The sequence below is a fragment of the Streptosporangium sandarakinum genome (assembly GCF_013409935.1).
In the GTDB taxonomy this organism is placed as follows: Bacteria; Actinomycetota; Actinomycetes; order Streptosporangiales; family Streptosporangiaceae; genus Streptosporangium; species Streptosporangium nondiastaticum.
On the sequence record NZ_JACCCO010000002.1, the window covers coordinates 53786 to 74513 of the forward strand.

At 73.4% G+C, this 20728-nt stretch carries 19 protein-coding genes; 8 read left to right on the forward strand and 11 right to left on the reverse strand.

Features of this window, described 5'->3' with window-relative positions:
• Positions 1–6: 6 nt before the first annotated feature.
• The 3 genes from HDA43_RS18855 to HDA43_RS18865 all read right to left on the reverse strand — a co-directional run bounded on the left by HDA43_RS18855 (position 7) and on the right by HDA43_RS18865 (position 3560).
• Complete coding sequence (locus tag HDA43_RS18855; protein ID WP_179823533.1) at positions 7–1257, reverse strand: cytochrome P450; 1251 nt, start codon at positions 1255–1257, stop codon at positions 7–9.
• The gene (locus HDA43_RS18860; protein WP_179823535.1) at positions 1247–2386 is read right to left on the reverse strand and encodes a cytochrome P450; all 1140 of its coding nucleotides are present in this window, start codon (positions 2384–2386) and stop codon (positions 1247–1249) included. Before HDA43_RS18860 ends, HDA43_RS18855 begins: the two co-directional genes overlap by 11 nt.
• A gap of 112 nt (positions 2387–2498) precedes the next feature.
• Positions 2499–3560, reverse strand: a complete 1062-nt coding sequence (locus tag HDA43_RS18865; RefSeq protein ID WP_179823537.1) for a methyltransferase — start codon at positions 3558–3560, stop codon at positions 2499–2501.
• A 172-nt stretch (positions 3561–3732) separates the two neighbouring features.
• Here HDA43_RS18865 and HDA43_RS18870 point away from each other — a divergent pair, with 172 nt between their 5' ends.
• From HDA43_RS18870 to HDA43_RS18885, 4 genes are all read left to right on the forward strand, one after another.
• Positions 3733–4188, forward strand: a complete 456-nt coding sequence (locus HDA43_RS18870; RefSeq protein WP_179823539.1) for an anthrone oxygenase family protein — start codon at positions 3733–3735, stop codon at positions 4186–4188.
• A gap of 30 nt (positions 4189–4218) precedes the next feature.
• A complete protein-coding gene (locus HDA43_RS18875) occupies positions 4219–5253 on the forward strand; it encodes a methyltransferase (RefSeq protein ID WP_179823541.1) in 1035 nt (344 codons plus the stop codon).
• 119 nt (positions 5254–5372) lie between these two features.
• On the forward strand, positions 5373–6197 hold the full coding sequence (locus HDA43_RS18880; protein ID WP_179823543.1) for a tyrosine-protein phosphatase: 825 nt from the start codon (positions 5373–5375) through the stop codon (positions 6195–6197).
• A 220-nt stretch (positions 6198–6417) separates the two neighbouring features.
• Positions 6418–7875 carry an acyl-CoA carboxylase subunit beta gene (locus HDA43_RS18885; RefSeq protein ID WP_246424536.1) on the forward strand — a complete coding sequence of 486 codons (1458 nt, stop codon included), beginning with the start codon at positions 6418–6420 and terminating at the stop codon, positions 7873–7875.
• A gap of 121 nt (positions 7876–7996) precedes the next feature.
• On the opposite strand, the gene HDA43_RS18890 is transcribed toward HDA43_RS18885, so the two are convergent.
• Positions 7997–8770 (reverse strand): hypothetical protein, encoded by a 774-nt coding sequence (locus HDA43_RS18890; protein WP_179823547.1) that lies wholly within the window; start codon positions 8768–8770, stop codon positions 7997–7999.
• Positions 8771–9062: 292 nt separating this feature from the next.
• Complete coding sequence (locus HDA43_RS18895; protein WP_179823549.1) at positions 9063–10292, reverse strand: serine hydrolase domain-containing protein; 1230 nt, start codon at positions 10290–10292, stop codon at positions 9063–9065.
• Between the two features lie 380 nt (positions 10293–10672).
• Between HDA43_RS18895 and HDA43_RS18900 the strand changes: the two genes are divergently transcribed.
• Positions 10673–11392, forward strand: a complete 720-nt coding sequence (locus tag HDA43_RS18900) for a GbsR/MarR family transcriptional regulator (protein ID WP_179823551.1) — start codon at positions 10673–10675, stop codon at positions 11390–11392.
• Positions 11393–11817: 425 nt separating this feature from the next.
• A complete protein-coding gene (locus tag HDA43_RS18905) occupies positions 11818–12249 on the forward strand; it encodes an enediyne antibiotic chromoprotein (protein ID WP_179823553.1) in 432 nt (143 codons plus the stop codon).
• Positions 12250–12537: 288 nt separating this feature from the next.
• Here the strand turns inward: HDA43_RS18905 and HDA43_RS18910 are convergent, their stop codons facing one another.
• Complete coding sequence (locus HDA43_RS18910) at positions 12538–13611, reverse strand: FAD-dependent monooxygenase (protein WP_179823555.1); 1074 nt, start codon at positions 13609–13611, stop codon at positions 12538–12540.
• Positions 13612–13695: 84 nt separating this feature from the next.
• On the opposite strand from HDA43_RS18910, the gene HDA43_RS18915 reads away from it, so the two are divergent.
• The gene (locus HDA43_RS18915; RefSeq protein WP_179823557.1) at positions 13696–14187 is read left to right on the forward strand and encodes a TetR/AcrR family transcriptional regulator; all 492 of its coding nucleotides are present in this window, start codon (positions 13696–13698) and stop codon (positions 14185–14187) included.
• Here the strand turns inward: HDA43_RS18915 and HDA43_RS18920 are convergent.
• The 4 genes from HDA43_RS18920 to HDA43_RS18935 form a co-directional block, all read right to left on the reverse strand.
• Positions 14167–14427: an alcohol dehydrogenase catalytic domain-containing protein gene (locus HDA43_RS18920; RefSeq protein ID WP_179823559.1), complete on the reverse strand. Its 261-nt coding sequence runs from the start codon at positions 14425–14427 to the stop codon at positions 14167–14169. The genes HDA43_RS18915 and HDA43_RS18920 overlap by 21 nt on opposite strands.
• A gap of 133 nt (positions 14428–14560) precedes the next feature.
• Positions 14561–14824 carry a hypothetical protein gene (locus HDA43_RS18925; RefSeq protein WP_179823561.1) on the reverse strand — a complete coding sequence of 88 codons (264 nt, stop codon included), beginning with the start codon at positions 14822–14824 and terminating at the stop codon, positions 14561–14563.
• A 243-nt stretch (positions 14825–15067) separates the two neighbouring features.
• Positions 15068–15835: an NUDIX domain-containing protein gene (locus tag HDA43_RS35175; protein WP_179823563.1), complete on the reverse strand. Its 768-nt coding sequence runs from the start codon at positions 15833–15835 to the stop codon at positions 15068–15070.
• A 189-nt stretch (positions 15836–16024) separates the two neighbouring features.
• The gene (locus HDA43_RS18935; RefSeq protein ID WP_179823565.1) at positions 16025–17383 is read right to left on the reverse strand and encodes a serine hydrolase domain-containing protein; all 1359 of its coding nucleotides are present in this window, start codon (positions 17381–17383) and stop codon (positions 16025–16027) included.
• Between the two features lie 303 nt (positions 17384–17686).
• Here HDA43_RS18935 and HDA43_RS18940 point away from each other — a divergent pair, with 303 nt between their 5' ends.
• Positions 17687–18109, forward strand: a complete 423-nt coding sequence (locus HDA43_RS18940) for a VOC family protein (protein ID WP_179823567.1) — start codon at positions 17687–17689, stop codon at positions 18107–18109.
• A 121-nt stretch (positions 18110–18230) separates the two neighbouring features.
• Here HDA43_RS18940 and HDA43_RS18945 read toward each other — a convergent pair whose 3' ends face one another.
• A complete protein-coding gene (locus tag HDA43_RS18945; protein WP_179823569.1) occupies positions 18231–20528 on the reverse strand; it encodes a HelD family protein in 2298 nt (765 codons plus the stop codon).
• Positions 20529–20728 lie beyond the last annotated feature (200 nt).

Sequence of the window (20728 nt, forward strand, 5' to 3'; positions counted from 1 at the left end):
CCCTCCTCACCAGGTGACCGGGATCTCGGTGAACGCCTCCAGCAGCGACCCCTCGTGGCGGCGCAGCCGCTCGGGCGGTACGGCCAGCCGCAGCCCGGGGAAGCGGCGCAGCAGGGCCTCGGTGGCGATCTGCAGTTCGGCGCGGGCCAGCGCGGCGCCGACGCAGAAGTGCGGGCCGACGCTGAAGGTCAGGTGCCGGCCCGCGTCGCGGGTGATGTCGAAGACCTCCGGCCGGTCGAAGACCGTCTCGTCCTGGTTGGCGGAGTCGGCGGCCGGGATCACGCTGGCCCCCTTCGGGATGGTGTAGCCGTCCATCTCGATGTCGTCGACGGCGTAGCGCAGCATCGACACCGACGAGCCGGCCAGCTTCCAGCGCAGGGTCTCCTCGACCGCGTCCGGGATGCGGCCGTAGTCCTCGCGCAGCAGCGCGAGCTGGCCGGGGTGGGCCAGCAGCAGCGCGACGCCGCCGCCGAGCTGGGTGGCGGTGGTCTCGTAGCCGACCAGAAGCAGCAGCCGGCACCACCACTGCAGCTCGTACTCGGCCAGCCGGCCGTCCTCCCGGTCGCGGACCCTGATCATGTCGCTGACCAGGTCGTCGCCGGGGGAGCGGCGTTTGGCGGCGATCAGCTCGGCGATGTAGCGGTTCATGTCGGCCATCGCGGCCCTGATCCGCTCGGGCGGGAACCGGCTGACCGACAGGAAGTGGTCGGTCCAGGAGCGGAACAGCGCGGTGTCGCCCTCGGGCACGCCGAGCAGGCGGCAGATCACCCGGATCGGCAGCGGGAAGGCCAGGGCCTCGTTCAGGTCGGCCGGGCCGCCGCGCTTCTCCATGGCGGTCAGCAGCTCGTCGACGACCTCGTGGATGTGGGGCCGCAGCGACTCCACCCGGGTGGGGGTGAAGGCGCGCATCACCAGGCGGCGCACCCGGGTGTGCTCCGGCGGGTCGGGGTCGATCTTCGGGTCCTGGAACATCCGGTTGTTCCTGGCGATCCGCGCGGCGCCGGGCCGGTTCAGGTTGCGGCTGAGCCGCTCGTCGGTGAGCAGCCGGCGCACGTCGGCGTGCCGGGTCACCAGCAGCGCGTGGTCGCCGCTGGGCAGCGTGACCGGCACGACGGGGCGCTCGCGCAGGCCGGTCAGCTCGCGCGGCACCTCCAGGGCGGACGGGCGGGGGAACGGGTAGCGGCGGGGCTCGCCGGGTCCACTGGAGAACGGGCAGGAACGCGGGGTCTCGCTCGCGGGGAGCGTCTCACCAGGCAACGGGCACCTCCGTGAAGCCCTGGAAGAACACGTCGTGCTGCCGGTTCAGCTCCGCGGCCGGTACGGCGAGCCGCAGCCCGGGGAAGCGGCGCAGCAGCCCGGCCAGGCCGATCTGCAGCACCGCCCGCGCCAGCGGCGCGCCGACGCAGTAGTGCTGGCCGGTGCTGAAGGTCAGCTGGGTACGGTCCCGCCGGGTGACGTCGAACCGCGCCGGGCAGCCGAAGGCGGCCGGGTCGTGGTTGGCCGACTCCAGCGCGGGGATGATGCTCGTCCCCTTGGGGATGACGGTCCCGGCCACCTCGATGTCCTCGGTGACGTAGCGCAGCATCGACAGCGAGGAGCCGACGACCTGGCAGCGCAGCAGCTCCTCCACCGCGGCCGGGACGCGGCCGGGGTCCTCGCGCACCAGCGCGAGCTGGCCGGGGTGGGCGAGCAGCAGCACCACGCAGCCCGACAGCTGGCTGGCCGTGGTCTCGTACCCGGCCAGCAGCAGCAGCGTAGACCACCAGTGCAGCTCCTCCTCGCTGAGCCGGCCGTCGTCCTCGTCGCTGACCTTGATCAGCGCGCTGATCAGCTCGTCGTCGGGGTTCTCGCGCTTGCGGGCGATCAGGTCGCGCATGTACCCCCACGGCGGGGAGCTGGTGTCGCCGAAGTTCGCGCGCTCCTCCTCGGGGACGCCGAGCAGCTCGCAGATGATCCGGATCGTCAGCGGGTAGGAGAAGGCGCGGTTGAGGTCCACCGGGCCGCCGGCGCGCTCCAGCTCGTCCAGCAGCTCCTCGACGATCTCGGTGATGCGCGGGCGCAGCCGTTCGACGCGGTGGGCGGTGAACGCCTTGCCGATCAGGCGGCGCATCCGGGTGTGGCCGGGCGGGTCCATGTCGACCTGCCGCTGGAAGACCTTGACCTTCTTGGCGGTCATCCGGGCCACGTCGGGCCGGTTGCGGTTCTTGCTCACCCGGGGGTCGGCGAGCACCTGGCGGATGTCGTCGTAGCGGGTGATCAGCAGCGCGGTGTCGCCGCTGGGCAGCGTGACCGGCACGATCGGCTCGGCGTGCAGGTCCGCCAGCTCCTTGGGCTGGTCGACGGGGGACGGCCAGCCGAAGGGGTAGGAGTGCGACGGCGTCGTCATGGGGCCTTCCTCGGGGACGGCGATGGTCGGGCGGCGGGCGTCCGCGGGGCGGCTGGGCGCGGTCACGGGCGCCCGGAGAGCAGAGGCCGGGAGCGGGGGAGCGGCGGGCCGGTCAGACCGGACGCGCCTCGATGATCCAGTGCGGCGGCATGGTCTTGGTGGTGCCGACCAGCTCGAAGCCGGACGCCGAAAGGAGGCCGCTCCAGTCGCGCAGGTTGCGCTCCTTGCTGCCGAGGCTGACCGCCATCGCGATGTCCATGGCCTTGCTGAAGTGCCAGTCGTTGCCGTCGGGGACGACGGCCTCGACGATGAACACCCGCCCGTCCTTCTTGTCGCCCAGCGCGGCGCGGATGTTGCGCAGGATGGCGACGCTGTCGTCGTCGTTCCAGTCGTGCAGGATCGCCTTGAGCAGGTAGGCGTCCGGGCCGGGGGTGACCGACTCGAAGAAGTCGCCGACCACGCACTCGGTGCGGTCGGCCACGCCGTACTGCTCCAGCACCTCCGCGGCGCCGGTGATCGCCGATGCCTGGTCGAACAGCAGGCCCCTGGCGTCGGGGTTCTTGCTGAGGATCGCCGCCAGCAGCCGGCCCTGGCCGCCGCCGACGTCGGCGATGTGACCGAACCGGCTGAAGTCGTAGGAGTCGGCGACCTGGGCGGCCATGTTGCTGGTGCCGGTCATGGCCCTGTGGAACACCTCGGCGTACTCCGGGTGCTCCTCCATGTACTCGAACCAGCCCTTGCCGCCGCGCACCTTCGGCCCGGTGGACTCGCCGGTGCGCAGCGTCTCCACCGCGTACCCGAAGCAGTTCCAGATGCTCTCCTCGCCGTACAGCCAGGCCAGGTAGCGCAGCGAGCCGGGCACGTCGCTGCGCAGGTACTCGCCGGTCCCGGTCAGCTCGAAACGGCCGTCGGGCAGCTCGGCGAAGATGCCGACCGAGGCGGCGGCGCGCAGGAACCGGTACAGCATGCCCGGGTCGGTCCCGGTCGCCCGGGCGAGGTGCTCGACCGTCCGCGGCCCGTCGGCCATGTGGTCGGCCACGCCGACCTGGGCCAGGACGCAGACCGTCGAAGAGATCATCTTTCCGGCCAGCACCGTCAGCAGGTGGTGCTGCGGGCCGCCCGACCCGAAGGTGGGTCCGGCCGGCTGCTGGTCGACCACGAGGCTCGACGTCATGGGTCCTCCGATTCTCAGGCCGCGGCCGACGGGCGCGTCGGCGGGGGCGGGTCACAGCGCCGACGTTCCCGCCGCCCGCTAGAGCCGCGCTCCAGCGCGCGTCGAAGGCCGGGCCGGGCCGCGCCAGCCCGCGTCGAGCGCCGCTTCAGCCCGGGGCCGGATCGTGCCTGCCATGACCGTTGTCCTGAGTGTGTTCGTCGTCGTCGGCGGCGGCCTGCTGGCGGGTGTGCTGTTCGCGGTGGCCCTCAGCGTGGTCCCGGCGTTCCTGGCGATGGCCCCGGCGGAGTACGTCCGCGTCCACCAGCTGGTGGGCCGTCACTTCGACAAGGTGATGCCGCCGCTGGTGCTCGCCTGCACCGCCGCCGACCTGGTGCTGTTCGCCGCCGCGCCGGCCTCGCCGTACCGGCCGCTGTTCGCGGCGGCGGCGGCGCTGCAGCTGGGGGTCTCGGCGGTCTCGCAGTTCGGCAACGTGCCGATCAACCGGGCGGTCAAGCGGCTGTCGCCGACGGCGATGCCCGCCGGCTGGCGGGACCCGCGGCCGCGCTGGCGCGCCTGGCACCTGACGCGCACCGCCATGGCCGTCCTGGCCGGCCTCGCCAACGTCTGTGCCGTCGTCCTGGCCGGCTAGTGCCCGGGCCCAACCGAAAAGGAGCTCCTCATGAGTCAGTCCTCCGGCGCCGTCCTGGGGCCCTCGGCGATCGACGTCAAGCGGCTCAGCAACGCGTTCTGCCATGCCAAACTGCTGCTGACCGCCGGCGAGCTCGGGGTGTTCGCCGACCTGGAGGAGCACGGCCCCTCCACCCGCGACGAGCTCGGCGCCCGCGTCGGGCTGCACCCGCGGGCCGCCCGCGACTTCCTGCACGGCCTGGTCCTGCTCGGCCTGCTGGAGCTGGACGGCGACCGCTACCGCAACAGCGCCACCGCCTCGGCCACGCTGGTGCCCGGCCGCCCCGACTACATCGGCGGTTTCCTCTACCGCGCCAACCACATGCTCTATCCGGCCTGGGGCCGGCTGACCGAGGCCCTGACCACCGGCCGGCCGCAGACCGCCGGGGCCACCGACGACGGGGCGTTCCTGCGCATGCTGTCCGACCCCGCCCAGCGCGAGCAGTACCTGCGGATGATGGACTCGGCCAACAGCCTGGTCGCGCCGTACCTGATCGAGCGGTTCGACTGGCCGGCCCACCGCCGGGTGCTGGACGTGGGCGGCTGCCGGGGCAACCTGGGCGCCCGGCTCATGCTGGCCCACCCGCACCTGACGGCCGGGGTGTTCGACCTGCCGCCGCTGGCCGGCCCGCACGCCGAGCACGCCGAACGGCTCGGCGTGGCCGACCGGGCCTGGTTCCGCGCCGGTGACTTCTTCGCCGACGAGCTGCCCTCCAGCGAGGTCGTCATCCTCGGCCACGTGCTGCACAACTGGTCGCCCGAGCAGCGCGCCTACCTGATCGACAAGGCCTACCGCGCGGTGACCCCCGGCGGCGCCCTGCTGATCTACGACGCGATGCTCCCGCAGGAGCCCGCCGACCTCGCCCGGATCCTGGTCAGCCTCAACATGCTGCTGGTCACCGAGGGCGGCTCGGAGTACACCGCCCAGGAGTGCCTGGGCTGGCTGGTCGCCGCCGGGTGCACCGACACCGAGGTCCGGCCGCTGGGCGGCACCGACACCCTCGTGATCGGCCGCAAACCGGTCTGACGCCGGGCACGCGGCACCTCGTCGCCCCGCGCCCCACTCGACCGGCCGCCCGCCGCGCGTCCCCTTCCCCGCGACACCGCGCACCCCCCCTTCTCGCACCACCTGAAAGGCACCCCCCGATGACCGCTGCCGACCTCATCACCCCGCCCGGCTCCCGGCTCGGCCGCCGCCGGTTCCTGACCGTCACCGGGACCGGCCTCGCGGGCGCGCTGCTGCTGCCGTCCGCCCCCGCCCGCGCCGCCACCACCGGCACCGAGGACCCGCGCACCCACTTCTTCGACGTGGAGGGCTCCTTCAACATCCGCGACATCGGCTGGTACTCCAACCGGCTGGGCCGTCGCGTCAAGCGCGGCGTGGTCTGGCGCGGCGCCGGGCTGGGCCGGGTGACCGACCTGGGCCTGACCCAGCTGGCCACCCTCGGCCTCACCTGGGACATCAACCTGCTCAGCAACCGCGAGCTGGCAGCCGGCCGGCCCGACCGGCTGCCCGAGGGCGTCCAGCTGTTCAGCGCCCCCGTCGGTGACGACTCCGCCAACCCCATGCCGCCGACGATCGACACCACCAAGCCGGACGCCTACGTGCTGCAGGAGTTCCGCGAGTACGTCACCAGCCCGCAGTCCCAGGCGTCCTTCGGCGCGGCCATCCGCAAGATCGCCGGAAACGGCGGCAGGCCGGTCTACATCCACTGCAACTCCGGCACCTACCGCACCGGCTGGACCGTCGCGCTGCTGATGAGCCTCCTGGGCGTCGACCGCGCGCAGATCGACACCGAGTTCCTGCTCAGCAACCTGACCTTCGGTGTGAACTACGCCTGGCCGGAGTACCTGGATGCCGGCATCGACCAGGCCAGGACCACCTTCGGCTCGCTGGCCGGCTACCTGGCCCGCGGCCTGGGCGTCGACGCCGCCACCGTCTACAACCTGCGCAGGACCCTGCTGGCCTGACCCGCCGGGTCCGCCCGCGCGGCGGACCGGGTACGGCGGGCCGCCCGTCCCATCCGGTCCGTCGCTCACCCCGCCCCGTCGCTCACTCCGTCCGGTCCGCCGCGCGGCCCGCCGTACCCGGTCCGACCCACCGACGCCGTCCGCCGCCCGCGGCGGACGGCTCCGCCCCCGCCAAAAGCAGGTGAACCCCGTGACCATCACCGCTGATCCCGGTACGGCGCTGCTCACGCCGCCCACCCCGGCCCCCGCCTCCGTCCCCGTCACCTCGGCCGTTCCCGTCACCTCGGCCGTCTCCGCCACCGACCGCCGTGATCCCCTCGTACGGCTCGGCGCCGTGGTCGACCCCGGCTCGCTGCGCGTCGTTCCGGCGGACGCCGGCTCGGGCGCGCTGTGGGGCCGCGGCACCGTCGAGGGCCGCCCGGTCGTCGTGTACGCCACCGACGCCCGGGTCATGGGCGGCGCCATGGGCGAGGACGGCTGCCGGCAGATCGTCGACGCCATCGACGCCGCGGTACGCGGCCAGGTCCCCGTGATCGGCGTCTGGCACTCCGGCGGCGCCCGCCTGGCCGAGGGCGTGGCGGCGCTGGACGCCGTCGGCCGGGTCTTCGCCGCGATGGTGCGCGCCTCGGGGAAGGTGCCGCAGATCTCGGTGGTCCTCGGCCCGGCCGCCGGCGGCGCCGCCTACGGCCCGGCGCTCACCGACATCGTCATCATGAGCGACGCCGGACGCGTCTTCGTCACCGGTCCCGACATCGTGCGCAGCGTCACCGGCGAGGACGTCGACATGGAGAGCCTCGGCGGCCCCGACGCCCACGGCCGTCGCTCCGGGGTCGCACACGTCACGGCGGGCGACGAGGAGGAGGCCGTCGCCGTCGCGCGCCGCCTGGCCGCCCTGCTGGGCGGCCAGGGGATCCCGGAGCCGGACGGCATCGGCCGCCAGCCGGAGCTGGCCGGCGTGCTGCCCGAGCGGGCCAACCGCGCCTACGACGTCAAGCCACTGGTGGGCAAGGTCCTCGACGCCGGCTCGTTCGTGGAGCTGCACGCCAGGTGGGCGCCCAACGTCGTCGTCGGCCTGGGCCGGCTCGCGGGCCGTACCGTCGGCGTCGTCGCCAACAACCCGCTGCGGCTGGCGGGCTGCCTGGACTCCGCCTCCGCCGAGAAGGCCGCCCGGTTCGTGCGCATGTGCGATGCCTTCGGGGTGCCGCTGGTGGTGCTCGTCGACGTCCCCGGCTACCTGCCCGGCGTCAGCCAGGAGTGGAACGGCGTGGTCCGCCGCGGCGCCAAGCTGCTGCACGCCTTCGCCGAGGCCAGCGTGCCCCGCGTCACGCTGGTCGTCCGCAAGTCCTACGGCGGCGCCTACATCGCGATGAACTCCCGCGCCCTGGGTGCCACCGCCGTCTACGCCTGGCCGTCGGCGGAGGTGGCGGTGATGGGCGCCGAGGCCGCGGTCAACCTGCTGCACCGGCGGGCGCTGGCCGCGGCATCCGACGACGAGCGCGACGCGCTGCGCGCCCGCCTGGTGGCCGAGCACGTCGCGCTGGCCGGCGGTGTCGGCCGGGCCCGCGACATCGGCGTGGTCGACGAGATCATCGATCCGGCCGACACCCGCCGTCGCCTGGCCGAGGCGCTGGCCGCCGCACCCGCCGCCCGGGGCCGCCACGGCAACATCCCGCTCTGAACCGTCCTTACCGGTGGTCCGCTCCTCCCGGTGGCCTGGTCCGGCGATCCGGCGGCGTCGTGCCGGGTGCCTCCCTGAGGACCGCCCGGCACGCGTCGCGCCGGGCGCGCGGCGCCCCGTTTCAGGCCGGGCCGACTCCCGGGAGGACCGCCCGCGCCGGACCGCCCATCGGGCCGTGCCCTGTCAGCCGCGCCGCGCCGGCGGCGTTCAGGCTCACCGCCCAGACCGTCAGGACGACGAGCCACTGCGCCCACATGAGCGCGCTCATCGGGCCGGAGAGCAGGTTGTGGGCGGAGGCGAAGGGGGCGAGCCACGCCTGGGCGGGACGCAGGGGGCCCACCGCGCCCAGCAGGGCCCACAGACCCAGCGGCAACACGATCGTGCCCAGGCACGCGAGGACGGGCCGCCGTACCAGCACGCCCAGCGCGGTGCCGATCAGCTGGGCGACGACCTGCACCAGAACGGCGCCCGCCGCGACGGCCCCGGCGTACCGCCAGGCGTCCGGGGCGGCGCCGGACGGGGCGGCCACCAGCGCGACGGCGCAGACGAGGTTCCCGAAGACGCCGACCGCGGCAGCGAACAGCGCCGCCGCGAGCAGGGCCGGGGCGAACCGGGCCGTCCGGGGCTTCCGCCGCAGGTCACCGGCCAGCAGGGCGCCGAGGAACGGCACCGTGACCGACATCAGGATCTGCACCGGCTCGGCGAGCACGGCGAACGTCAGATCGGCGGGCCGTACCACCGCGGTCACCGCCGCGGCGATCACCGGGCCCAGCAGCAGGGTGACCGCGATCAGCCGCCGCCGGGCCCGCGTCCCGGCCAGGCGCCGGAACGCGGCGGGAACCGTCTCACCCGGACCGGTGGGCACCCCGCCGGCCTCCACCACGCTTTGTCCCAAAACTCGCCTCCTCGCCCGCTCTTTTCGTTTGATGATCCCTTCTACGGGCCGGGGTGTCACGGGCCGGGCGTTCACGGCCTGAAACCTCACGTACGGCGGCCGGCCGGAACTCCGGCGGCCACGCCCACCGCCGGGGTCAGGCGGCGTCCGAGGGGTCCCTTCGAGGGGTCCGGGTGCGGGTGCGGGTGCGGGGATCGGGGTGGGTGGGCCGGTGTGGCCGCCCTGACGGGGTCCGCCGCCGGACGCCGGGCCGGACCTCGCCCCCGGGAGACACCCGCCCGCATCACCACGATCAGTCGTCGATGGCCTGGTAGAGCGTGGTCCAGAAGTCGTGGACGAGCCGCATCGAGTCCGGGGTGGACGCCCCGACCTGGGTGAGCAGGATTCCGGTGAGCCGGTTGGCCGGGTCGGCGTAACTCGCGGTGCCGCTTCCGCCGTCCCAGCCGAACTGGCCGATGGGCGCGTAGTCGCCGCGGTAGGTGCGCACCGCCATCCCGAAGCCCCAGCCGCCGTGCTGGCCCTGGCCGTGCGAGATGTGGACGTTCTCGGTGGCCATGGCCTTGCGGGCGGCGTTCTGCTCGGGCGTGAGACGGTCGGTGGTCATCAGCTCGACGGCGGGCCGGGACAGGATCCGCTCGCCGCCGTGCATCCCGCCGTTCAGCAGCATCCGGAAGTAGGCGTGGTAGTCGTCGGCGGTGGAGACCAGCCCGCCGCCGCCGCCCGCGAACGCCGGAGGCCGGCTCCACCGTCCCCCCTCGGCCTCGTCCCACACGAGGAACTCCCCGGTCTGCGGGTCGGGGGCGTAGAGGGTCGGCAACCGGTCGATCTGATCGGCGGGCACGTGGAAACCGGTGTCCTTCATGCCCAGCGGGTCGAAGATGCGCTCGCGCAGGAACGTCTCGAACGGCCGGCCCGTGACCCTGGCGACGAGCACGCCGAGGAGGTCGTTGCTGATGTGGTACTGCCAGCGCTCCCCGGGCTGGTGCATCAGCGGAAGCTCGCCCAGGCGGCGCATCCACTCGTCCGGCTCGGGCACCGGCACCGGCAGGTTGGGCGTGAGCCCCTGCTCGAAGACCGCGTTCATGATCGGCGTGCCCAGCGACGTCATGTCCATGCCGAGCCCGAAGGTGGAGGTCAGCAGGTCCCGGACGGTGATCGGCCGCCGCGCCGGAACGGTGTCGTCCAGCGGGCCGTCGAATCGCTTGAGCACCCGCCGGTCGGCGAGTTCCGGCAGCCACTCCTGCACCGGATCGTCCAGCCGCAGCCTGCACTCGTCCAGCAGCACCATCGCCGCCGCGACCGAGACCGGCTTGGACGTCGAGGCCATCCGGAAGATCGTGTCCCGGCTCATCGGCGCGCCACCGTCGTGACGCATCGTCCCGATCGCTTCGACGTGCGTCTCCTCGCCCCGGCTGAACAGGGCGACGAGCCCGGGGATCCTCCCCGACTCGACATGCCGGGTCAGTACGTCACGCAGCCTGCACAGCCCTGCTTCGGAGAAGCCGCCGTTGCCCTGTTCCATCATGAATCTCCTTGCGTACAGCGTTCGATCCGCCGGACCCGCCCCGGTCCGGCGCTCGTGGGTTCGACGGGCGACGCGCGGGGCGGGAGGTGAGTTCGGTCATGGGGACTCCCTCCGCGGCGTCACGGGTGCCCGCCTACGTTCGGGAATCTCTGAACGAAGGCGACATTACATTGCGTTTACGAGTCTATCAACATGATGGATGAGCCATTTTCGCCTGATAGATAGAGATCGGTGAGTCGTTCATTGCAATGGACATGAAGCCGAACGCAACGGAACGCCGAGCGCGCATTGCAATGACCTACGAGTGAATGCATACTGTGCAGCGAGCGCGGGGGCGCCGAGCCCCACGCGTGCCGGCAGATGGGAGACGACCACCGATGCCCGGAGGCAGACTCACCGATGAGGACCGCCGGCGCATCGCCGCGGGACTGGCCGAGGGACTCGGATACGCGGAGATCGGCCGGCGCCTGGGACGGCCCGCCTCGACCGTCATGCGGGAGGTCACCCGCAACGGCGGCCCCGACGGCTACGGGGCGGACCAGGCGCACGAGGCCACCCGGCACCGCGCGCGCCGCCACAGGCAGGCCCGGCCTCCGGCCCCGCCGGTCCCCGACGACGGCCACGGGCGCGACCCCCGGGAGGTGAGGGACTTCACGGAGTCCTTCACCGCCCTCCTCGTCCAGCAGGGGCTGCCCCGGATGGAGGCCAGGGTGCTGGCCTGCCTGTACATCACCGACTCCGGCGCTCTCACCGCCGCCGACCTGGTCCAGCGACTTCAGGTCAGCCCGGCGTCGGTCTCGCACGCCGTCGCCTTCCTCGAACAGCAGGGCATGCTCAGCAGGGAACGGGTTCCCGGCACACGGCGCGAACGCTACGTCATCGGCGACGAGATCTGGCTCCGGACCATGCTCGCCTCTCTGCAGATGAACGAAGCCCTGGTGGCCGCGTCGCGGCGCGGAGCCGAGATCCTCGGGGCCGCGACCCCGGCGGGTGCCCGCTTCGAGTCCTCCGCCGAGCTCCTCCTCCTCGTGAGCGAGGCGTTCCAGCAGGTCGTGGAGCGATGGCGGCAGAACCAGGCCGCCCGGAACGCCCGGTGACCGGGCACCCGGACCGGACGGGACGAACCCGCCCGCCCGGCCGGGAAGACGAACGGGTGGCCGACGGGCGACCGGCGACACGCTGACGGGCCGGCCTCGTCAGGAAGCCCGGGTCGGCCTCGCCGTGAAGCCCGGGCCCTCCTCGGCCGCCCCCGAGGAGGGCCCGGGCGGTGCCGTCCCGACGGCACACCGTCGGCGCTCGGCCGCGCTGTACGGCCCGTAACCCGGTTGCACCCCTTACTTCGCTTTCGCCCGCAACACAACTTCGACGTTGACAGGAAGTTGATATCGGCGGGCAACTTGCTGAAACGGCTTTTTCTGGAATGTACCCCGCGAATGGCGCAAAGTTGTTCTTGCAAGGGCGAGCGATCGCCGGAGAAAAACAGGGAAAAGCCAGAGAAGGCAAGAGAGAGAAGGAGCAAGGAATGCAGAAGAAGACCGGTCTTTTCGCCAAGCTGGGTGTCGCCGCCGCAGTCGCGGTCGGTGGTATGGCCCTGGTGTCGCAGCCGTCGGCCTTCGCCGCCGCCTCCGGTTTCTCGGTGACGCCGGCCACCGGCCTGTCGGACGGCGCCTCGGTCACCGCCTCGGTCACCGGCGCCGCGGCCGGGGACCAGGTCACCATCCTCCAGTGCGCCACCGTGAACGACCAGCTGGCCTGCAACCCGGCGACGGTGAAGACGGTGACCGTGGACGGTGCCGGCTCGGCGAGCGTCCCGTTCGTGGTCCGCAAGAGCTTCCAGGCCTCCACGCCCGAGGGGGCGGCGGTCGGCTCCGTGGACTGCTCGGTCACCGCCTGCTACGTCAGTGCCGGAAACCCCAAGGGCCTCCTGGGATCCACGCAGCTGTCCTTCCGCTAGTCTCCGCCCGCCCGGCGTTTCCCGCCTGAGGGGAAACGGCCCGGCGGAAAAGAACCAGCGACCGGAAGAACATTTCACTGAATAACTTCACTATTGCCGGTAAATGAGTCAGAAAGGAGTCCGGACGCGAAAACGAAGGCCGCCGGGAGTGCCCCCGGCGGCCTTCGCGCTCACGCCGCGCCTCCCCTTCCCCCGCCATGGCCGGTCCTGTCGTCACCGGCCGTTCCGACGCGGGCGGCCGGACCCGTAGGACCGGTGGTCCCAGGTACGCGCGACCACCGGAACCCCCTATGAGCCGGCCAGGTCGGCGTGGCCGCCGAACATCGTTGCGGCCTGGCGGCCCGCGGCCTGGTTCCGCGTGACGTAGGGCCGCAGCTCCTCTTCGTAGGCGGCGAAGGCGGCCATGTGGTCTCCGGCCGCCGAGGCCAGGTTTCGGGCGAGGCTCCGGGCGCCGATCAGCGCCTGTGAGGTGCCCATGCCGCTGGTCGGGGCGGCGCAGTAGCCCGCGTCGCCGACCAGGGCGATCCGGCCGCGCGACCAGTGGTCCAGGTGGATCTGGCAGGCCGAGGAGAAGTAGAAGTCGTCCGCTTCGCTCATCGCCTCCAGCAACCGGGGCGCCTCCCCGCCGAAGCCGGAGAAAGCCGTCCGCACCGCGTTCTCCTGCTCGTCTCGGCTGCGTCGGTCCAGTGCGGGAGAGACTGTGGCGAAGGAGAAGCTGACCGTAAGGCGGTTCGGCGCGCCGGAACCGAACAGATAGAGCGCCGCGCCGGGGCCCTGCTGCAGCAGGCCGCTGCGCTCCAGGCCGAGGTGGTCGGGGGTGCTGAAACCGACTCCGGAGAGGCCCAGGTGGCGCAGCGTGCCGGTGTGCGGGCCGAAGGCCAGTTGCCGCACCTTGGAATAGACGCCGTCGGCTCCGATCACCAGGTCGAACTCGCGGGCGGCGCCGCGCTCGAACTCCACTGCGATGCCCGAACCGTGCTGGGTCAGCGCGCTGATCGAATCGTCGAACACATAGGTCACGTCGTCGGCGGTGATGCGGTGAAGGGCCCGGGTCAGCTCCTGCTTCGGCACCTCCAGTTCGCCGGCGAACGCCTCGGCGGGCAGCCGTCCGGTCTCCACACCCTTGTCGTCCAGCAAGGTGGTGCCGCGCATCTTCGTGTCGTGCCCGCGCATCTCGGCGAGAACGCCCAGTTCCTCCAGCACATCGAACGCCTCGCCACGGAAGTCCACCGCGTAGCCGCTGTCGCGAGGCTCGGGCGCGCGCTCGACCACGCTCACCTCGTACCCGTCGCGGTTCAGGAAGAAGGCGAGGGCGGGTCCGGCCACGCTCGCGCCTGAGATCAGAACTTTCGCCTTGGTCATGGGCATGACGGTAAGCCGATTTGCCCAAATGGTCAAACCATATGGATAGACCGGATGGTCAAGTCATCGGCTATGCTGCACGGCATGGGAAACCGAGAGGATCTGCTGGCCGGGGCCAAGCGGTGCCTGATCGAACGCGGCTGGGCTCGAACGACCGTCCGGGACATCGCCTCGGCCGCCGGAGTGAGCCATGCCGCCATCGGCTACCACTTCGGCTCCAAAGACGCCCTGCTCACCCAGGCCCTGGTGGAGGCGGTCGACGAGCTCGGCGACGAACTCGCCCGCCGCACCCCCTCGGACGAGCCGGAGCAACGCTGGCAGGCGCTGATCGACAGCTTCACCACCCACCGCGCGTTGTGGGTGGCGCAGCTTGAGGCCGCGGTGCAGGCCGAGCGGTCACCGGAGGTGCGCGAACACCTCGCCAGAGGGCAGCGCGAGGGACGGGAGGGACTCGGCGGCTCAGTGCCGCTCGCCCTGCTGACCGGCCTGATGATGCAGTGGCTGCTCGACCCGGAGCACGCGCCCGCCGGCGCGGACGTGATCGCGGAACTCCGGTCACTCGCCACCCAGGTCTGACAAGGCCGCGGCCGGGCTAGAGACGCAGGAGGGCTTTGACGGCTCGACCACGCCGACGTACTCGTGCCCCATCGGCATGGGCTCGTCGACGGCCTCGACGCCGCGGTAGGGCCACAGGTCCGAGCCGCACACGCAGGTCGCCGTCAGCCGGATGATCGCATCGGTCGGCTCGATGGTCCTCAGGTCCTCGATGTTCTCCACCCGCACGTCCCCCGGAGCGTGCAGAACGGTAGCGCGCATGACGGTCTTTCTTCCTGTCGGACTCTCAAATCCGCCGGTCTTCCGACCGGCCGGCCGCCCGTGGGAGGGCCCGGTTCCCGGGCGCACCCGGCCACGGCCGGTCAGGACAGGAACCACCAATCGAACGCGCCGGTCAAATTGAGGGGAAGGCGATCACGATGTCCCTGCCGTTGGCGTAGCTGACCACGGGCCTTCCCAGCGTGTCGCCCACCCTGCGGGCCACACGCTGGAACAGCTCCACCATGTCCGGGGTCTCGGCGGTCACCCGGAACCGCCCGCTCGCCAGGAGGTGCTCGGTGACGAGGGGGGAGAAGGCCAGCTCGCTCCGGGCCATCTCGTCCGCGTCGAGCGGGGTGTGCCGGGTGGCGGACCGGGGGGCGGGGGAGTGGGTGGTCATCGTTTCTCTCCTCGTGATCGACGTCGCCCCAGGATGCCACCCGCGTCGCGGTCCCGGGCCGCCGCCGGAGAATCGGCGACCGCCCGGGAACCGCCGGCCGGGCCGCGATGCCCGCCGGTCGCGTCCGCCCGGACGGACACGACGCCGTCTGGTGCCGTGACCGGAAAGGTTCACCGGGTCTGCCCGGTCGGACACCGGGCTTCGAAGGCGGCGCCGACCCGGCAAGGGTTTCCGGTCACGGCACTAGGCGGGGCCGACGTCGCTCCGGGGCGCCGATCCCGCGTATCGGCGGACGATCGGCTCCAGGTAGTCCACCTGCGTCCCACCGAGCCGGGCCAGCTCGGCAGGGGAGCGGACCAGGGCGATCCGGTCCAGTTCCGGCTCCCGGCCCAGCGCCGTCTCCGACGCCACCAGGGCCGCGAACCGCTCACGCAGCAGCGGCTCCGGCCGGGGCGGCGCGAGGAACAGGACGCCGACGTCGCCCTCCTCGCCGTGGACGATGGACCGCAGGGTCATCTCGTCCGGCGCCGTGTCCAGGCCCGTCTCCTCGGCCAGTTCCCGGGCGGCGTGCCGGGCGAGCGCGGCCGTGTCGAGGGACCCGGAATCCTCGGGCGGCTCGGCCGACCCGCCCGGCGGCTGCCAGCGGCCGGGAGCGGCGGTCGACGACGACATCCGTCCCACCAGCAGCCGCCCGTCGTCCGTCGGCTGCGCGATGCTGACGAAGAGGGGCGGCAGCCGCGCGGTGGCGCCCGGGACCATGCGCAGGGCGTAGCGCCGATAGGTGATCCTCGCCCAGGTCAGGACCGCGCTGCGCGGTCCCTCCCACTCCAGTCCCGCCGAGGCGGCCACCGGCCCGTCGAAGAAGCTCGGGTTGGCCCGGACCGCCTCGTCCCACGCGCGGTCCATGGCCGCCCGCTCCCCGGGCGGCACCGGGGGCGCGGGGATCTCGACCAGACGAAGACGGTGCACGTCCAGGAGTGCGACGCCGCGCCGCGGCGATGGCTCGGTCACCCGCACAATGCTGGCACACGAGGTTCCGTCCCTCCGGCGGTTTCCCCGGAGGGCGACGACGGGCGGCGGGCGCGGTGGCCCGGCCGCGCCTCCCCGGCCCGGGTGCCCCGGCGAGGGGAGACCCGGGCAGGGCTCCGCGCCGGAAGCCCTGCCGTACGGCCCGGTCCGCGCCGTGTCCCGCGCCCCGTCTCAGGCGCGCCAGCCGCCCTCGTCCACCCCGCCCGGCACCTCGGCCGCCGGGTCGTAGGGGGTGCGGGTGAAGACGAAGGTGTTGAGATCGAGGTGGCTGACCGAGCCGTCCGCGCGGCGCACCAGCCGCAGCGTCTCCCCGGTGTAGTAGCCGTCCAGGCCGATCCAGGTGCCGTCGGCGCGGGCGGTGAACCGCGAGGCCCGGCCGGTGCCGCCGATCGGTGACAGCGACAGGTCCCGGCCGCCCAGCAGGCGCAGCGCGTAGGCGGCCGGCCCCCAGTACCACGGACCGGTCAGCTCCAGCAGGGCGGGATCGACGGCGGCCGGCTCCCACTCGGCGGGCAGGCGCGGCTCGTGCTCGTCGAGGATGGCCAGCAGGTCCGTCGTCAGGGCCCGGCTGGCCCCGGAGGTGGCGTTGGTCAGGAACAGCACGCCGGTCGCGTCGCCGGGATCGGCCCACACCGAGGCCAGGAAACCCGGCATGGAGCCGCCGTGACCGGCCAGGCGGCGGCCTCCCACGCGGGCCAGCTGCAGGCCCAGGCCGAAGCCGCTGGTCCAGGCTTCGCCGTCGTCGACGGTCGCCGGCTCGCGCATCTCGGCCAGGGTGTCGGCGCTCAGCACATCACCGGTGTCACCGGCCAGGAACGCCGCCCACCGGGCGAGGTCGGCGGGGGTGGACCACATCTGCCCGGCCGGGGCCAGGGCCCCCGCGTCGTGCTCGGGCTCGGGCAGCAGCACGTCGGCCCACGGGTGGACGGCGTAGCCGGTCGCGTGCGGGGCGCGGGGCCGGGGCGTGGTGTCGCGCATGCCCAGCGGCTCCAGGACCTCGTCCCGTACGGCCCGCGCCCAGTCCGTCCCCCGGTGCCGGGCGACCATCTCGCCCAGCAGGGCGAAGCCGAGGTTGGAGTAGTGGAAGAGGCGGCCGGGGCGGTGCCGGGCGGTCTCCGGGCCGAGCAGGGCCAGCAGCTCCTCCACCGGCATGCCGGGAGTGCGCTCCCACCACTGGCCGGGCGGCTCGGCGGTCAGCCCGGCGGTGTGCGACAGCAGCTGGGCGATGCTCACCTCGCCCACCGAGGTGCCGGGGACGTGCTTGCCGATCGGGTCGAGCAGGGCGATCCGGCCCTCGTCGCGCAGCCGCATGACGACGACGGCGACCATGCTCTTGGTGATGGAGCCGATGCGGTACTGGGTGGCCTCGGTGGGCGCGGCGCCGTCCACCCGGCCGCGGGAGCCGAACCAGACCGGGCGCCCGTCGCGCACCACGACCGCCGCCAGCGACGGCAGCCGCGAGCCGGCCTGCTCCTGCGCGATCCTGCGCAGCAGGGCGCGGGCCGTACCCTCCAGAACCGGTGCCACCATCTGCTCCTTTCCATGGCCTGATTGAGAGGTCCCAGGCTAGGCCATGCGCGCCCATCCGAGCCGCCGGGACGGCCGGGCCGGGGCTCCGGCCGCTCGGCGGCGGTGACCCGGAGGGCGTCGAGGCGGTGGCGCGGCCGCGCCGAGGTTTTCGGCATGTCATCCGTCCCGCCGGAAGAAGAGGACACGACCCGGCCGCTTCCCCTGCGACCGTCGTTCCCGGCCGCGCAGGTTCGGCGGCCGGTGGTGCGGGCCGGGCATGCCTCGTGGTGCCCGGAGACAACGAACAGAGATCAGGAGTCGAACATGTCCGTCAAGTCCGTGGCGCATCTGAACTTCCGGGGCGACGCCCGTGCGGCGCTGGAGTTCTACCGGTCCGTGTTCGGCGGCGACCTCGCCGTCGTCACGTACAAGGACTCGGGAGACGTGCGGGAGCCCGCCGAGGCTGACCAGGTGATGTGGGGCCAGGTGACCGCCGGGAACGGCTTCCACGTCATGGCGTACGACGTGCCCTCGCGGCTGCCGTGGGACCGGGGCGAGAACTCGTTCTTCCTCTCCGTGCGTGGTGAGACCGCGGAGGAGATCACCGAGTATTGGCAGAGGCTGTCCGTCGGGTCGGCCGTCATACAGCCGCTGGGGCCCGCGCAGTGGGCTCCGCTGTACGGGATGCTCAAGGACCGCTTCGGCGTCGTCTGGGTCCTGGACGTGGTGAGCCCGCACAACGGCTGATCACGGGGGCACAGGCCGCCCCCGCCCTCACCGGCGGGTTCCCTGACGGCGCCCCCGTCCAGAAGAGGACGGGGCCGGCCACCCCCGGGGAACGCGGATGTCCCGCCGCCGGAACCCGGCGTCAAAGGCGCAGACGCGACAGCATCGGCGGCGCTTCGCCGCGGCAGGTGACGGTCAGACGCCGGGTCGCCCGGGTGATCGCCACGTACAGGTCGTTGCCGCCCAGCGGGGACTGGGTGAGGATCTCGCCGGGCTCGACGACCACCACGGCGTCGAACTCCAGCCCCTTGGCGGCGGTGACGGTCAGGACCGCGACGGGGGAGTCCAGGACGTCGCCGTCGCGGGGGAAGAGCGCGGTGAGCGCCTCGTGGCGGGCGTCGGGGACGATGACGGCCAGGCGGCCCTCACCGATCGCGGCGAGCTCGTCGCGCACCAGGTCGGTCAGGGCGGCCCGGCCTCCGGGGAGGCCGGGGTCGAGGCGTACGGCGCGCGGGGGAGCGCCGCCGTCGCGCACCGACTCCGGCGGCTGCGAGCCGGGGGCGACCGCCGCGAGGACGTCGGCGGCCACCTCCATGATCTCCGCCGGGGTGCGGTAGTTGACCAGCAGGTGCTCGGTGCGCAGGCGGCCTTCGAGGTAGGGGTCGAGCATCTCGCCCCACGAGCGGGCCCCGGCCGGCGAGCCGGTCTGGGCGAGGTCGCCCACGATGGTCAGCGAGCGGGCCGGGACGCGGCGCATCACGGTGCGCCAGGCCATGGCCGACAGTTCCTGCGCCTCGTCCACGATGACGTGGCCGTAGGCCCAGCGGCGGTCGGCGGCGGCCCGCTCGGCGGTGGTGGTCTCCGGGGCCGGCGCGCGGTGGCGGTCAGCCAGCGCGGCGGCCTCCATCATGTCGTCCTCGAACAGGCCGGTGTACTCCAGCACGCCCAGCGCGTACCGCTCGTCGGCCTCGCGTTCGGCCCGCTCACGCTCGGCGCGGGAGAACGTCCCGGCGGCCTCGGCGTCGCCGATGTCCTCGCCCAGCAGCTCGGCCGCCTCGTCCAGCAGCGGGACGTCGCCCGTCGTCCACGGCGCGCCGTACGGCCGCAGCAGCGCGGCGCGCTCGGCCGGGGTCAGGCCGGGCGCGGCCGACTCCAGCGCGGCCGGGTCGGACAGCAGGCCGGCGACCAGCTCCTCGGGGGTCAGCGGCGGCCACAGCGCGTCCAGCGCCCGGCGGACCTGCTCATGGGCCCACAGCGCCCGGCGGGCGTGGCGCAGGTCCTCCTCCGTGTCCGGGGCGTCCAGTCGCCGGGCCTCGTCCAGGGTCAGCGCCCTGAGCATGTCCATCACGAACAGCTTGCGGGCGGCGTTGTGCGGCAGGCGGGCGTGGGCGGCCCGGTCGCGGGCGCGCACGCAGTCGTCGTGGCCGGCCCGCAACGTCATCCACCGCACGACCACCTCCACGCCGTCGCGCAGCGAGGTGCGCACCGGGACGTCCACCTCCAGGTCGCCGTCGGGGACGCGCCGGCGGTCGCGCAGCGCCGCGGCGAGCACCCGCACCATGTCCAGGTCGCCCTTGAGGGCGGCGGCGACAGGGGAGTCGGCGGCGACGGCGTGCACGCCCGGGTACAGCTGCCCGACCGACGACAGCACCACGTCGGTCTCGCCCAGCGACGGCAGCACCCGGCCGATGTAGCGGGAGAAGGTGGCGTTGGGGCCCACGATGAGGACGCCGCGGCGTTCCAGCACGTCGCGGTGGGTGTAGAGCAGGAAGGCCGCCCGGTGCAGGGCGGCGACGGTCTTGCCGGTGCCGGGCCCGCCCTGCACCACCAGCGCGCCCGCCAGTCCGGAGCGGATCACCCGGTCCTGCTCGCGCTGGATGGTGGCCACCACCTCGCCCATCCGCCCGGTACGGCCGCGCCGCAGGGCCGCCAGCAGCGCCGCCTCGCCGACGAGCGCGCGGCGCTCGCCCTCGGCCAGGCGTTCCAGGTCGAACACCTCGTCGTCGAGGCCGACCACGACGCGGTCGCGGGTGTGCAGGTGCCGGCGGCGCACGAGCGTGCCGGGGTCGCCGGGGGTGGCGGTGTAGAAGGGGCGGGCGGCCGGGGCCCGCCAGTCGGTCAGGACGATCTCGCCGTCGGCGTCGCGCAGTCCGGCGCGGCCGATGTAGCGGGTGTCACCGTCGGCGTCGTCGATCCGGCCGAAGCACAGGCCGTGCTCGACGGCCTCCAGGCGGGCCAGGCGGCGGGCGTACTCGCCCGCGGTGACCTCCCGCTCGTAGCGGGCCTGGTGCAGGCCGCCGGTCTCGCGCCCGTATGCCTTCTCCAGCGCGGCGCGGGTGTGCCGCCGGACGGCGTCGAGCCGCTCGTAGGTCCGGGTGACGTGGGCCTGCTCGGCGCGCAGCGCGGCGGTGAGCGCGGATTCGTGTTGACGGATCTCCATCTCTCTGATAAACTCCTAACGAGGAACTCTGAGCTTTTTGAGAGAGGGATTGAGCATAGCGCTCTCCCTTCTCTTGCGCCATCCCGGCCGACCGGCTGCCCACCCACGAGTTCGGTCCCAGCGGCGGCCTGGTCTCCACTCCCGAAGACCTCAACCGGTTCTGGCGTAAGGCCCCGCTGAGCCCGGGCGGCCGGGCGGAC